At 49.7% G+C, this 14,891-nt stretch carries 11 protein-coding genes, 1 pseudogene and 2 riboswitches; of the genes and pseudogenes, 2 read left to right on the top strand and 10 right to left on the bottom strand.

All coding sequences use genetic code 11. The features are described 5' to 3' along the window. Window positions 1–46: 46 nt before the first annotated feature. From rpoD to NYE70_RS03805, 3 genes and pseudogenes are all read right to left on the bottom strand, one after another. Window positions 47–910: pseudogene (gene rpoD, locus NYE70_RS03815) on the bottom strand (RNA polymerase sigma factor RpoD); the annotation flags it as partial. A gap of 282 nt (window positions 911–1,192) precedes the next feature. Further along, window positions 1,193–1,843: a DsbA family oxidoreductase gene (locus NYE70_RS03810; protein WP_290408177.1), complete on the bottom strand. Its 651-nt coding sequence runs from the start codon at window positions 1,841–1,843 to the stop codon at window positions 1,193–1,195. 33 nt (window positions 1,844–1,876) lie between these two features. Further along, the gene (locus NYE70_RS03805) at window positions 1,877–2,032 is read right to left on the bottom strand and encodes a hypothetical protein (protein WP_213654240.1); all 156 of its coding nucleotides are present in this window, start codon (window positions 2,030–2,032) and stop codon (window positions 1,877–1,879) included. A 404-nt stretch (window positions 2,033–2,436) separates the two neighbouring features. Here NYE70_RS03805 and NYE70_RS03800 point away from each other — a divergent pair, with 404 nt between their 5' ends. Further along, window positions 2,437–3,357, top strand: coding sequence for a hypothetical protein (locus NYE70_RS03800; protein ID WP_290408178.1), 921 nt, complete (start codon window positions 2,437–2,439; stop codon window positions 3,355–3,357). A gap of 69 nt (window positions 3,358–3,426) precedes the next feature. On the opposite strand, the gene NYE70_RS03795 is transcribed toward NYE70_RS03800, so the two are convergent. The 6 genes from NYE70_RS03795 to NYE70_RS03775 all read right to left on the bottom strand — a co-directional run bounded on the left by NYE70_RS03795 (window position 3,427) and on the right by NYE70_RS03775 (window position 10,754). Next, window positions 3,427–5,757, bottom strand: coding sequence for a histidine kinase (locus NYE70_RS03795; RefSeq protein WP_290408179.1), 2,331 nt, complete (start codon window positions 5,755–5,757; stop codon window positions 3,427–3,429). Between the two features lie 19 nt (window positions 5,758–5,776). Further along, window positions 5,777–6,412, bottom strand: a complete 636-nt coding sequence (gene kdpC / locus NYE70_RS03790; RefSeq protein ID WP_290408180.1) for a potassium-transporting ATPase subunit KdpC — start codon at window positions 6,410–6,412, stop codon at window positions 5,777–5,779. Between the two features lie 68 nt (window positions 6,413–6,480). After that, the gene (gene kdpB, locus NYE70_RS03785; RefSeq protein ID WP_290408181.1) at window positions 6,481–8,511 is read right to left on the bottom strand and encodes a potassium-transporting ATPase subunit KdpB; all 2,031 of its coding nucleotides are present in this window, start codon (window positions 8,509–8,511) and stop codon (window positions 6,481–6,483) included. A 19-nt stretch (window positions 8,512–8,530) separates the two neighbouring features. Then, complete coding sequence (kdpA, locus tag NYE70_RS03780; RefSeq protein ID WP_290408182.1) at window positions 8,531–10,210, bottom strand: potassium-transporting ATPase subunit KdpA; 1,680 nt, start codon at window positions 10,208–10,210, stop codon at window positions 8,531–8,533. Between the two features lie 26 nt (window positions 10,211–10,236). Further along, entirely contained in the window at window positions 10,237–10,314 is a 78-nt protein-coding gene (locus tag NYE70_RS25990) for a potassium-transporting ATPase subunit F (protein WP_354006027.1), read from the bottom strand. A gap of 26 nt (window positions 10,315–10,340) precedes the next feature. Continuing rightward, the gene (locus NYE70_RS03775) at window positions 10,341–10,754 is read right to left on the bottom strand and encodes a hypothetical protein (RefSeq protein ID WP_290408183.1); all 414 of its coding nucleotides are present in this window, start codon (window positions 10,752–10,754) and stop codon (window positions 10,341–10,343) included. Between the two features lie 170 nt (window positions 10,755–10,924). Then, a riboswitch (cyclic di-AMP (ydaO/yuaA leader) is annotated at window positions 10,925–11,098 on the bottom strand. A gap of 117 nt (window positions 11,099–11,215) precedes the next feature. Beyond that, a riboswitch (cyclic di-AMP (ydaO/yuaA leader) is annotated at window positions 11,216–11,454 on the bottom strand. A 279-nt stretch (window positions 11,455–11,733) separates the two neighbouring features. On the opposite strand from NYE70_RS03775, the gene NYE70_RS03770 reads away from it, so the two are divergent. Further along, a complete protein-coding gene (locus tag NYE70_RS03770; RefSeq protein WP_341045039.1) occupies window positions 11,734–14,037 on the top strand; it encodes an Ig-like domain-containing protein in 2,304 nt (767 codons plus the stop codon). 110 nt (window positions 14,038–14,147) lie between these two features. Here the strand turns inward: NYE70_RS03770 and NYE70_RS03765 are convergent, their stop codons facing one another. Next, window positions 14,148–14,801: a bifunctional 4-hydroxy-2-oxoglutarate aldolase/2-dehydro-3-deoxy-phosphogluconate aldolase gene (locus tag NYE70_RS03765; RefSeq protein ID WP_341045038.1), complete on the bottom strand. Its 654-nt coding sequence runs from the start codon at window positions 14,799–14,801 to the stop codon at window positions 14,148–14,150. Between the last annotated feature and the right edge of the window lie 90 nt (window positions 14,802–14,891).

The following is a 14,891-nucleotide window of genomic DNA, read 5'->3' as shown; positions in this document are numbered from 1 at the left end:
GGTCAAGGAATGCTTTCCTCTTCATATGTGGTCGTACTTTACGCTCTTATTCCATAAAGTCCTTCAAACGCTTGCTGCGACTTGGATGTCTGAGCTTCCGCAACGCCTTGGCTTCGATTTGACGAATCCGTTCCCGGGTTACGCCAAACTCTTTACCCACTTCCTCCAAGGTCCGTGTTCTGCCGTCATCCATACCGAAGCGCAGCCGGAGCACGTTTTCTTCCCGCTCGGTTAGCGTATCCAACACTTCTTCCAACTGTTCTTTCAAAAGCTCATAAGCGGCTGCCTCCGCCGGAGCCAGAGCGTCATGATCTTCGATAAAATCACCCAGATTGGAATCGTTCTCTTCACCGATCGGCGTTTCCAGGGAAACCGGTTCTTGGGCGATCTTCATAATCTCCCGAACTTTCTCAGGCGTAAGATCCATTTCCTTGGCGATTTCTTCCGGCGTCGGTTCCCGCCCGATCTCTTGCAGAAGCTGTCTGGATACACGAATCAGCTTATTAATGGTTTCCACCATATGCACCGGAATCCGGATCGTTCTCGCTTGGTCGGCGATCGCTCTTGTAATGGCTTGACGAATCCACCATGTCGCATAGGTGCTGAATTTGAAGCCTTTGGAGTAGTCAAATTTCTCAACCGCTTTAATCAAGCCCATATTTCCTTCCTGAATCAAATCCAGGAAGACCATACCGCGCCCTACATAGCGCCGGGCAATACTCACGACCAGCCGCAGGTTCGCTTCAGCCAGACGACGCTTGGCCTCTTCGTCCCCCTGCTCGATGCGTTGAGCGAGTTGAATTTCCTCATCGGCGGACAAAAGAGGTACCCGTCCGATTTCCTTTAAATACATACGGACCGGATCATCGATTTTTACGCCTGGCGGCAGCGTAAGGTCATCTGTAAAATCAAGTTCACTGCGCTTTGTCAAATCCTCTGTCATGGCTCAGACCCCCACCCTAATAAATGGAAAAGAATAACAAGATTTTTCTCTAACAACGGTATACTCTATTTGACAAATTAGTGCTAATATGCTATTATATAAGCGATGTTGATTAAGTTAGCCCATTGATTTGACTATCCGTCATTTTAACATATTTATTATGGCTTTACAAGATCATTTTTTACTAATGGAAATGAACGCTGGTCTATAGAGATCAGCGTTTTTTTATTTTCTTCATATAATTCGGTATTAATCCTGCTGTTCCGTGCGCTTTTCCCACACTTGCTGCAGTGCTTTCTGGAAAACTTCCAACGGCTGAGCTCCAGATACCGCATATTTCTCGTCCAAGACAAAGAACGGCACCCCGCGGACCCCGATTTCTCCAGCCAACCGTTCATCTCTCCGAACTTCATCCGCAAAGGCGTCAGACGCTAATATATCGGCTGTTTCCTTTCCATCTAATCCAATTCCTTGGGCCAGAAAATTAAGTGTATCCATATCGCCGATATGTAGAGAATCCGTAAAATAAGCTTTAAATATCCGTTCGGACATCTCGGCCATTTTTCCTTGCTCCCCCGCATAATGAGTCAAGCGGTGAGCATCAAACGTATTCGTCGGAATCATAGTGTCGAACCGGTAAACCAGCCCCTCTTCCGAAGCTTGCCCCGCAACACGGTCATTGGCTGCTTTCGCCTCATCCAACGACATCCCGTATTTTGCTGCCAAAATCTCCTGCATACTCGTCCTGATTTCCTTCGGAGAGGAAGGATCCAGCTCAAAGCTGCGAAACACAACTTCCACTTCATCTTTATGAGGGAATTGCTCCAGCGCTTTTTCGAATCTTCTTTTACCGATATAACAAAACGGACAAGCGTAATCCGACCAAATCTCCACCTTCATAACGTATTGCCTCCCATTTGCTTCTTAGCTGTCTCAGCGAATCAACCCAAGCTCTTTGGCCTGTTCTTCTGTAAGTATAAATTGCTCCGTCTCCCAGATCTCATCATCATTTGTAATTCCGAACATGCTCATCACTTGTTTCCATATGCCTTTTTCCAGAGCTTCATGCTGGGTGATCATAATTTTCATGGACCCATTGCCCCCTTTTCCGTTCGTCTTCCGTCCTTATTCCCTGATTAACCGGATCATCGGATTTTGAAGCTAAAGAAGTTCTACGTACAATGAGGAGCAAATATTCCATGGCTTAGGTTACCCCGAATAAAAAAGTCCAATTACAATTACGAATTAATCCATAAGTCCTATGGCTTTATGTGCCATTTATGACGAATATAATAACATACCCCTTTCTCAGGTCGCAAATCATTCCCGGATTTCCGGGACAAGATTCGGCTTAAATACGGGATAATACATGCTATGCAGGAGGTTAGGCCTGGAATAACCCGATTATAAGAGAATCCTCTCATCATGTCTCTACGTTGCTCCTATCCCGCAATGAACGAACTTACTATTTCTATAAAGGAGTGTACTTTCTCTTGAAAACAGGATCCTTCCTCCGCAGATTTACTTTGAGCATGGTATGTGCTCTAATGATTTCGTCTTTCGGTTATGCGCTGAAACCGGCTTTGGCAGAACCAGAGACGAGCACATTGACCAAGACGACCTGGCTCTGGCATACCCAACTAATTCAAACTTCACCAGCCGAACTTCTTGATTTTTCCGAATCCCAAGGAATCGATATTATTTATCTTCAAATAAGCACTAAAGTGCAACCTGCTTCCTACAAGAGCTTCATCCGTCAGGCTGGCGAGAAAGGAATCGAGGTCCATGCGCTAAACGGTGCCCCGGACTGGGCCCTTGCTACTAGCAAACCCAAATTGGATGCTTTTATGAAATGGATTAACGATTACCAGGCCACAGCTGCTCCCAATGAAAAGTTAAAAGGCATTCACGTCGATATCGAGCCGTACCTGCTTCCGCAATGGAAGACCGACTGGGCTTCCCTGGTCGGGCAATGGCAGAAAAATATCGACGATCTCGTAGAACAGGCGAACGCGGCAGAATTGCCTCTTTCCGCAGCGTTGCCTTTCTGGCTGGACAATGACAACTACAAGGTTCCGGACAGCGATCAAACCTTAAGTTCCTGGATGATTTCCCGCTTTGAATCCGTTACGCTGATGTCTTACCGCGACAATGCCAGCGCCATTTATAATACGGCCAAGGGCGAGCTTTTAGAAGGAGAGCGGCTGAACAAAAAGGTGTACACCGGCGTGGAAACAAAGCCCTCCTCTGAAGGCAACTTCATTACTTTCTATGAGGAAGGTAACGGCGTTCTGAATGAACAAATGCTTGAGCTTGAGAAGTTAGCCTCCACTCATTCGTCCTTTGGCGGAATAGCCGTGCATGACCTGGTCGGATGGATGGACCTGGTTCAACGGGACAAGCCAATAAATTAAAAACATTAACCCCGGTCAGAATCCGTAAATATCGGATATGGCCGGGGTTTTGTATTTCATTAGGCCAGCCTATTTATTCCTTGACACAATCAGTACATCACGGGCGGTTGATTTTCGAATTACGCCAAGTCCAATAGCGGGACTGATACTCAAGCATCTCTGCCAACGTCTGCGCGTCTGCCCCATTATAATCTGAGTAGCTCCTAATTTGTCCGCTTTCGATAAAAGCGTATCGGCTATCCTGCAACGCCGAGGGCTGGACAACAGATCAAATGTCCCTCCAAGCCGTTGCGTTAATCTTTTTATTTGTAACAATTCCTGATCTTCTTGTAGGGAAGCCTGTTTACGTATATCCACAAACGCGACATGCCATTCCGCCTTCAGGCGGTAAGCAAGCCTGAATCCATGCCGAATAATCCTCTCGGCATTCGGGCCTTTGTCTACGCATACGAAGATCAATTCTTTTCTTCGCCAAGGACCGCGGAGCGAATTTCCGCGATCCCAGGACTCCAGCCTTTCGTCGACATCATCGGCGATCTCCCGCAACGCCAATTCACGCAGAGCGATTAAATTCCCGATCTTAAAGAAGGACTGCAATGCTTGATCTACCTTGGAAGAAGCATAAATCTTGCCTTCTCTTAATCGCTGTTGGAGCATCTGCGGAGTCACATCAATCAATTCCACTTCATCGGCCTTCCGAAGTAAATCATCGGGTACGGTTTCCCTTACCCGTACCCCTGTCACCTGCTCTACCGCATCGTTCAGGCTCTCAAGATGCTGCACATTTACCGTGGTAATGACGGATATACCAGCATCCAAAATTTGAAGAATATCCTCGTACCTTTTCACGTGCAGGCTTCCGGGGATGTTCGTATGGGCCAGTTCGTCAATTAAAACGACCTCGGGGTAGCGACTTAGCACAGCTTCCGTATCCATATCTTCCAACTGTGATCCCCGGTATACCGCCTTGCGCCGTGGAATGATCTCCAAACCACCAAGCTGTGCGACCGTTTCGCGTCTCCCATGCGTTTCAAGCAGCCCAACGACAACATCGACCCCGTTGCTTCTCAGCAGGTTTCCTTCCCGAAGCATGGTATAGGTTTTACCGACACCTGGCGAAGCTCCAATATACACCTTGAACGTCCCCCGGTTAAGCCGTATCTTCTGCTGCTCCGCTTCTTCGGGAGTATGCCTGCGGAATGTTTTAGCATTTGCATTCGGGAGGCCTTGTTCGTATTCATGATGTCGTATCGGCATAATACGCTCTCCTTCTGTATCCGCCCGGTCGGCCATCAGGAACAAATCGGTATGCGTTAGCTTGCGCAGTAATCCATGGATGACGGAGCCTTTAAAGATTTCCTGCAACCGGCTCAGTTTGGAGTGCCCCATTACAATCCTCGTCACCCCCATTCTGGTTGACAATTCCTTCAGCTTGACCGGCAAAAGACGGCGGCCCGGCAAAGGCCACTCCGTAAACTGGGCGCCAATCTTACTACAGAGTTTAACAATCGAGCGTTTAAAAGCCTCCTGCTCCTTCGTAAGCTTGATTCCTGGCTTCACGAAACTGGCCACAAATAAATCACCGCCCAGACGTTTGGCAATCTGTTGTCCCCGGCGAATATAGATTGAAGCGTTCCAGTGATATTGCACCGAAACGAGAATCCGTTCCGAGGCCCCGGAAGGACCGGACAGTCCTTCTGTTTCACGATGGCGGTTCAACAACTCATTCACGCCTTCGGCTACTAACCGCAACGATAATTCGCGCAATACCGCCAGATTGTCGCGGCGGCAAATCGATGGATGTACCTTTTTTCCGAGCAATCCCGCTTCGATCCGTTTCATCACCGTTTCCGGCGCAACATCGATCAACCGGACTTCATCCGCCAGATCCAGTGTCCCCGGCGGGATAGTCTCTTCTGCCTGAATACCGGTTCGCTGTAGTGCTATCTCATCCGCTCCTGCCAGCTCATAAGCATTGATCGTGGTAATCACGCTGATTCCTTGTTTGAGCAGAAACAGGATGTCCTCAAGCCGGGTGTTGAATTTAGCCCCAGGCCGGTTGCGATGTGCCAGATGATCGACTAGTACCACCTCCGGATTCCGCTTAACAAGCTCCTCCACTGGCAAATCCTTTTTTTCCTCACCATTCTTCATCCAATGGATACTTGGAATCCGGTCCAATCCGGCAAGTTGCTCTACTGTCTCGGGTCGTTGCAGTGTCGTCACCGCACAGATCACGACATCGATACCCCGCTCCTTTAACTGCTGACCCTCCCTAAGCATTTGGTAGGTCTTTCCCGTACCGCTGGCGGCTCCAATCAATATTTTGAATTTTCCATGCTTTAGCCGCTCGATCGATTCCAGCAGCTCTTCCGGCGTTTTTCTGCGAAAGGTCGTCATCGCTGGCATTTCGCTCCTATCATCGGCTCATTCCGGCCATTTCCTTTTGTAAAGCCAAATTCAGCTTAAGTACGTTTACTCTCGGTTCGCCGAATATCCCCAGATCCCTACCTTGTGAAGCCTCTTTGATAAGATCTCGTAACTTCTCTTCCGAAACTCCGGACAACTTGCTTACACGAGAAATTTGAACTTCTGCGGCTTTATTGGTGATATGCGGGTCCAGCCCTGACCCGGAGTTCGTAATTAAATCAATAGGGACCAAGTTTACCGGTATATCCGGATTATTCTTGGACCAATCGTTCAACGAGGCCTGCATCCGCTTCATCAATTCAGGATTCGAGGGTGCATAATTGTTAGAACCCGACCCTTCGGCATTGTATTCAATGCTCGACACGCGGCCTTGGAACCATTGAGGGTCCGTATAGGATTGGCCAATTAACTCGGAGCCGATAACGATTCCTTCGCTATTCTTCAACTGACTTCCGTTAGCCTGATGAGGGAACAACAGCTGAGCTAAACCTGTGCTTGCCAGCGGGTAAAGAACGCCGCAAATAACGATCAAAATAAGACTGAACCGCAAGGCGGCCCAAAAAGTAGTTCCGAATGAAGCTGTCAATGAAGCGCTCTTGGTATCTTGAGTTTGGATATGATTCATGAAGGAAAACTCCCTTTCCAATTTTTAAGGGGATCCGGTTTGCCGAAGCAAACCGGTCTGCATATTTGTTAAATCCACAAATGAACCACCAGGTCGATCAACTTGATGCCGATAAACGGGGCTATGACACCACCGACTCCATAGATCAGCAAATTTTTGGAGAGCAGCCGCTGTGAACTCATCGGTTTATAGGCGACGCCGCGCATCGCGAGCGGTATCAACAACGGGATAATAACCGCATTGAAAATCAAGGCCGACAAGACTGCGGATAACGGGGAGCCGAGCCCCATGACATTCAGGGTATTCATTTGCGGTACAGCCAGCATGAACATTGCCGGAATAATAGCAAAATACTTGGCAATATCATTTGCGATACTGAACGTGGTTAGCGCGCCGCGGGTCATCAGCAGCTGTTTGCCGATGGCAACCACTTCGATGATCTTGGACGGATCGGAATCGAGATCGACCATATTGGCTGCTTCCTTCGCCGACACCGTACCGCTGTTCATCGCCAGGCCGACGTCCGCTTGGGCCAGCGCCGGAGCATCATTCGTGCCGTCCCCGGTCATGGCGACGAGTTTGCCTTGTGCCTGTTCACGGCGGATCACCGCAATTTTGTCCTCGGGCTTACTCTCGGCGATAAAATCGTCGACCCCGGCTTCACGGGCGATCGTTGCCGCCGTCAGCGGATTGTCCCCCGTACACATGATTGTTTTTATGCCCATCTTCCGCAGTTGATCAAAGCGTTCCTTCATTCCCGGTTTCACCGTGTCCTTCAAATAAATAATCCCGTAAATCCGGCCGTCTACGGCAACGGCAAGCGGAGTTCCGCCTTCTGTCGCAACGTGTTGGCTCTTCTGTTCCAAATCGGCCGGGATGGTTCCGCCTTGTGCTTGAACCCATTCGCGCACGGCATCTACCGCTCCCTTACGGATTTTGCGGCCATCTTTCAAGTCGATGCCGCTCATCCGCGTCTCCGCCTTGAACTCCACAATTTCTCCGCCCTCAGCCATTTCCGCGTCAAATGTAAATCCGCGCACCTTCGTAAACTCGATGACGGAACGGCCTTCCGGCGTCTCATCCCGGAGGGACGCTATCGCCGCCCAAGCGGCAAGCTCGCTCTCTTGTTCCCCTTGCGAAGGAAGGAACTCCGATGCCATACGGTTCCCGTACGTGATCGTTCCGGTCTTATCCAGGATCATCGTATTGATATCCCCTGCCGCTTCCACCGCTTTACCTGACATCGCCAACACATTGAACCGGGTGACCCGGTCCATGCCTGCGATGCCGATGGCGGACAGCAGGCCGCCGATGGTCGTCGGTATGAGACAAACGAGCAAAGACACGAGGACGGGAATTTCAAGCGGAATGTTTAAAAAGTCAGCGATCGGCTTTAACGTGACAACTACGATCAAGAAGATCAGAGTCAGTACGGTAAGCAGCGTGCTCAGAGCAATTTCGTTCGGCGTCTTTTGCCGTTTCGCGCCTTCGACCAGCGAGATCATACGATCGATGAACGATTCTCCGGGATCGCTGGTGATCCGCACAACGATGACATCGCTCACGACCAGTGTGCCGCCGGTCACCGAACTGAAGTCACCGCCGGCTTCCTTGATGACCGGGGCGGATTCCCCGGTGATCGCAGACTCATCCACAGAGGCTAGCCCTTCGATAATTTCTCCGTCGCCGGGAATCATCTCGCCTTGTTCAACAACGACGATGTCCCCCTTGCGTAAGTCCGTAGATGGCACTTCGCGAAGCGCTCCGCCTACAAGCTTATTTGCAGTTACCTCTTGCTTCGTCTTTTTCAGCGAATCAGCCTGCGCTTTTCCCCGCCCTTCCGCCAAAGCTTCAGCAAAGTTGGCAAACAGCACCGTGAAGAGCAGAATCAAGAACACCGACAAATTAAATCCGAATCCATTGCCGGAACCGAACAGGTTCGGAAACAGCAAAAGGAGCAGTACGATCCCCATTCCGATCTCGACCACGAACATGACGGGATTTTTCATCATTGTGGCCGGATTCAACTTGACCAGGCTTTCCGCCGCAGCCTTACGAATGATTGGACCAGTAAGCATAGTTTTACGACTGTTCGACATCCTTTAACCCCTCTTTCGCTTATCCTAAAGTTAAAAACTCGGCAACCGGGCCCATAGCAATGACCGGTAAAAAAGTGAGCGCACCGATAAGGAGCACCGTTCCAATCAATATGCCGACGAACAGGCGGTTGTCGGTACGTAAGGTACCGATCGTTTCCGGAATCGGCTCCTTGGACATCAAGGAACCCGCAACGCCCAGCAAGGCTATGATGGAAACATAACGCCCAAACAACATGACCAGCCCGGTCGTAATGTTCCAGAACGGTGTATTGTCCGCCAGTCCTTCAAAGCCGGACCCATTATTTGCGGCAGAGGAAGTGTATTCGTACAGCACCTGAGATAAACCATGGAAACCGGGGTTCGTGATTGCACTTTGCCCCAGATCCGTCATAAAACTGATCGCAGTCGGCACAAGAATGATAAACGGATGCGCCAATATCGCAATGGCGATCAGCTTCATTTCCTTGGCCTCGATTTTGCGGCCCAGAAATTCCGGCGTCCGGCCGACCATCAGGCCGCAAATGAACACACCTAGAATGGCGTACATCATCATGTTCATAAGGCCGACGCCTTTTCCGCCGAATACGACGTTCAGCATCATTTGAACCAACGGAACCATCCCGCCGAGCGGCGTTAAAGTATCATGCATATTGTTGACACTCCCTGTCGTAGCGGCCGTCGTTACAGTGGTAAACAGCGTGGATCCGGCGATCCCAAAGCGAACTTCTTTCCCTTCCATGCTTCCTTGTGCAGCATCGATACCCAGTGCGTTGATTGCCGGGTTCCCCGCTTTTTCCGAGAAATAGACGGTGGATAAAAAGACGAGAAATAGAATCATCATGGCGGAGAAAATGACCCAGCCTTGTTTCTTATTCTTGGCGAACAATCCGAATGTGTATGGCAATGCAGCACCCATCATCCACATCGACCACATTTCCACGGCGTTACTCAAACCGTTCGGATTTTCAAACGGATGTGCGGAGTTCACTCCGAAAAATCCCCCGCCGTTCGTCCCCAAATGCTTGATCGACTCGAGCGAGGCGACGGGCCCCATCGAAATTCGCTGCAACGCGCCATCCAGCGTATGAACCGTCAAGGTCGGGTCCAACGTCTGTGGAACCTGCAGTGCCACGAGAATTAAGGTAACGAGCAAAGCTGACGGCAGAAATACACGGACATGTGCTTTAATAAAATCTTCAAAGAAGTTTCCTATCGTTTGCCCTCTCTGCGTCAAACCGCGGATAAATGATATCGCTACACACAAGCCGCTGGCGGCTGAGGTAAACATCATCATCGTAATGACGGCCATTTGAGAGAAATAAGACAGGGCCGACTCTCCGCTATAATGCTGTAGATTCGTATTGGTCATAAAGCTGATGACCGTATTGAATGAAAGCGACGATTCCATGTTTCCCATCCCATTAGGATTCAAGGGAAGAAACTGTTGAATCCGCAGAACCAAATAGCTTACTCCCACCAGAACGACGTTCGTCACAATCATGCTAAAGGCGTATTTTTTCCAGCTCATGCCTTCACGGCGTTTGAAACCGACCAGCTTATAGATCAGTCTTTCGAAACCTCCGAATATGTTGTCGGTACGGTTCGATTCCCCGGAAAACACATGGTATAAATAAGTGCCCAGCGGTTTCACCAGTACAATGATGACGCCGATCACAACTAACATTTGCACTAAATCCATTGGGATCCCCCTCAAAAGTAGGCTTTTTAAAATTTCTCAGGATGAATCAAGGCATAGATCAAATAAAGAAATACGAACAGGACGACCAACCCGATCCCTATCATGGCGTATCCCCCTCCTTTAATTCCTGTTAATCCCCGGTTTCCGGAATGCCGTTTGCTAAAAATCCGACCTCGCAGGAACCGGAATGAATCACATAAGTCGCTCCAAGGCCCTTGTAAATCATTCTCGGATGCCGCTCCGGCGTAATCACGATTATTGGACTCGATGTCCATTGACGGCATAACTGCAAATATCGACATGTTAAAGTTAGCGTAGTTTCAAAAATAAAGACCCTCCCGATCCGAAATTCGGGAATCCTCCAAGTTTTTTCATCCTCCGTCTTCACCCGGATCACTTGAACCGCCCCCAATTTACGAGCCCGTTTCTCCTCAGTTTTGTTGTTCACGAGAACCGCAACATTCCGCCGCTTAGACAACAGCAGCCGTACAAAATTCAGCCCTGCCTGATTTGGCGCAGCAATGAGGATACAATCTTCCTCCACCTTTGTTTCCTCCCTCAGATAATAGCAAGACCTAAAGCTCCTCCTGGTGAGGTAGACTTTACTAGTAAGCTCAATCCAGTACTTTGCACAGCAAAAAAGCCGCAGGAAAGGAAGGAACCTTTCCGCAGCTTCTGGCATGGTGTTCATAACCATGGTGAGCTTATGGCGGTTGCCTCTCCCAATTACGCTTACGAGGTTAGCTGTCGGATTCGGGCGCGAGAGTCGCCCTACGCTGGAAATTAAGGATATTTCCGGCGATTCACCCCATGAAACGTTCCGATCCCAGATCGGCGTTTCGTTGGTTCCCCCGCTTCTGCGTTCGCAGAATTCAGCGAAAAAGACATTATTTTTCATTTCGATTTTTCATAACAATTTCAGTCAATTTTTCAATTTAGGCAATAAAAAACCACAGAGGCACCTTGGCGCTCTGTGGCCTACTCATACGGCTGACAGTTCACCCATCCTCTCTTCATCCACGCTTACGAAGTTAGCTGTCGGATTCGGGCGGTGAGAGTCGCCCTACCCGAACGGAATCCATGGTTTCCGTCCGGGATTCACCCCTGTCCGTTTGCGGTCTTTAACTCTCACATTAAAGACGGCAAACGAACGAAACGGCTTCTTGGCCTAGGAGCCAAGATAGATGCGCCGCAATTTGGTTCCCCCGTTTTCCCGTTGCCGGGAAATTCAGCGATCGACAAATGGTATTATATTTGTTTCATGGATTGAATCATAACTCCGGCGCCGAATCCAGTAAAGTCAGGCAACCGGTTAAAAACAGTTTGCAATTGCCAATTATATGAAACGGGAGCGTTTTCATAATGGTTAAACTCTCTCATTTACGTCATATCTCTTTAATGCTTCATTTTTCATTCCATTATATTAAAGGTCATTAAACGGTTATTGCCCTAAGAAAAATACTACGGCTACAATACAATTGTAAACGTTTACAATTATTCCGGATAGAAAGCGAGGGGTATTCATGCCGATTCGTCAACAAAAGAAAGCCTTATTGAATCAAGTTGTAGGTTCATTGATTTTCAAAGGGTTGACTGCTTCTCTATTCCTTTGCTTCTCTTTTATCCTCGTGGCTCAGATCCCCTACGCTCACGCCGAATCCATGCTGACCATCGATTCTCCGGCGGAAGGTGATCAGGTACCTCCGGGATGGCTGCGGGTTACGGGAGGGTATACCGAAACTTATGACATCAAATTGATTATTAATGGAACCGAACAGCTTAACTCCGTAAGAGAGGACTTAAATGGACCCGAAAGCGGCACTTGGTATGCGGATGTCGACGTATCCAAATACGACGGCAACATCTCGCTGATTGCCAAGGGAGTGCAGAGTTCGTCTCGTTATGGAATCTCCACGGCTACGACATCGGTGTATGTCAATAATCCCGAAGCCAGCCTCCCTGTTGTGAAGATTACAAATCCTTCGGACGATGAAACCGTCCACGGCTCGGTCCCTGTAAAAATCACCGTCGACGCCAAGAATTCCGTTGAGCTGGTAGAGATTCGAATCAACGGCGGGCCATGGATGAAAGCAAAGCAAACCGGGAACCACTATCAATTCAAATGGGACGCCAAAAATCTCGGTAACCGGACCTCCAGTCTGGAGGCAAGGGCCTTCGACGAATTCGGCAATGAAGGCCGGAGCACTACGGTTTATGCTCATACCGGGAACTGGGCTCCCGAACCGGTTACACTTGAAAAGCAAGACCGTGCGATGTGGATCTGGGAAAAAGCCGCCTACAATCTCTTTTTGAACCCGGGCTCCAAATCGGCGTTAAAAGCGCTTGCCGATGATACCGGAACCTTCGGCTCCGATCCGATCACCACCTTTTATATCGGCGTTTTTCCGTATGAGGGTGTAGACATCCTTGAAGACCAGCCTGAGGCTGTCCGGGAGTTCGTAAAGTGGGCGCATGACAACGGCTATCGGGTCCACGCCTGTATCGCCGGAGGAACCGTACCTCCCTATTATGGCGCCCTGGCTCCATATCACGGCAATGCAATCCATGAGATGGAAAAGGTCATCAATTACAACCTCTCCTCCTCCGCAGATGAGCAGTTTGATGGGGTGAATGTCGATATCGAGCCTTATATTTTACCTGAGTTTAAGACCGATAAACCGGCCGTACAGCTTCAATATTTAGATGTGCTTCAAAAAATGATTCAGCGCAGAGACGCCGCCGGCATTGACCTTCCTTTCGGCCCGGCGATCCCAAGATGGTTTGATAGCAGCGACACTTCCAGCAATATTACCTGGAACGGTCAGACCAAGTGGCTGTCCGAGCATGTACAGGACATCAGCGATTATATTTCAATCATGGATTACCGGGACACCGCCGAGGGCGGCCCTGGCATTATACCTCAGGCTCAGGCCGAGCTTGCCTATGCCAATGCGATCGGGAAACCGGATTCGGTCATCGTAGGGGTAGAAACGCTGGACATTGCCAACAGCGGAGACCCCGAAACAATCACATTCCGGGAGGAAGGCCGGACCTATATGGAGAGTGAACTGGATAAAGTTTATACTGCCTTTTCCGGAGATCCGGCTTTCGGCGGCATTGCGATGCACCATTATGACTCGATACGCTGGCTTCCTTCCGCTTGGGGACCTAGTGGATTTAAGTGGACCATGAATCCGCCGGATACAGCTCCTCCTACCGGAGTAAGCAGGGAACCGCAAGCCACTGCGTTCGATTTCAGTACCATTGAACTTTCCTATGGCAGAGCCTCCGACGATTCCGATATTGAGGAGTATATTATTTACCGCGGCACCGAGCCCGGATTTACGCCGGATGATTCCAACATCGGGGGAACGTCGAGAAACCTGACTTATCGCGATACCGGATTGCTTCCTAACTCCGTTTATTATTACAAGGTAGCCGCCGTCGATATCAGCGGGAACATCGGTCCACTTTCTAGCGAAGTTTCAGCCGTGACCGGAAATACGACCCTGCGCCCTATGATTATCGGGGACATGAACATCGTGTTTAACGGCACGCAGGGAAAAGTAACGCTACAAGTCATCGATCTGGAAACCGGCGAAGGAATTACTGCTGACGTTCATGGCCGGTTTACCTACAACGGCGGAAAATATGTAGATCTGATCACAAATGCTGCCGGATCCGCCACCGCTACTTCCGAAACGCTACCTAAGGCAGCGGGGCTTGTCGGCTTCTGGCCGCAACGGATCGCCGCCCAGGGATATTATTGGGCTTCCGCTTATGACCGTCCGCATACCGTTACCGTGTCTTGGCCCGAAAATGAGTGATCTGAGTAAACGAAAGGGACTGCCTACGGGTCAATAAGACCTGTAGGCAGTCCCTTTTACATTTTGGCAACTGCTTTAACTGTCGATTTGCCAGTCGCAATAGCCCGGTGTTAGTTAAGATCTCCCGGACGCCAAGATCTTACCGCGCCAACCATATCCGCTGCATTCTGAGTGATCGTTTCGTAACGCTTTTCCCGAATGAGAGCAGGATTTACCAGGCATCCGCCTAATCCGACCGCTGTAGCACCCGCCTCTAAAAATCCATGAATATTGTCGAGACGCACGCCTCCCGTCGCAATCAAAGGAATCCGGTCGAGCGGGGCGGTTATCTCTTTCAGGTAACCCACTCCAAGAGAGGCCATCGGAAACACCTTCACCGCAGTCGCTCTCGCTTTCCAGGCCTTCACGATTTCCGTAGGCGTCATCGCTCCGGGAAAAACGGCTATTCCTTGTTCAAGCGCATAAGCCACAACCGCCTCATCCAGATTCGGGGAAACCAGATATTCCGCCCCAGCCCGGACCGCTTCTTTGGCCTCCTCGAGGTCCAGCACGGTGCCTGCCCCAATCTTCATCCGTTCTCCGAATGTCTCCCTCCAGCTTGAGATCATTCCTAGCGCGCCTTCCGTATTCAACGTCACTTCGGCAAACACAATCCCTCCCAAGCTAAGCGCTTCGGCAACAGCTTTCCCCTGCTCCTTCGGCACACCGCGCAGGATAGCAATGATTTTCTCCGCCTTCAGCCGATCCAATAAGGAAGTTGTCATCTCGTTCCCCCTTAATATGTATTTGAGTCTGCCTATATTTTAACCTATAGACCATGACTTGAGGAGCTTGACCCGATATAATGAAAAGGT

Origin of the sequence: Paenibacillus sp. FSL R5-0407 (assembly GCF_038009185.1) — a bacterium.
GTDB lineage: Bacteria > Bacillota > Bacilli > Paenibacillales > Paenibacillaceae > Fontibacillus > Fontibacillus vini.
This window is presented reverse-complemented; position numbering and strand designations above follow the sequence as displayed.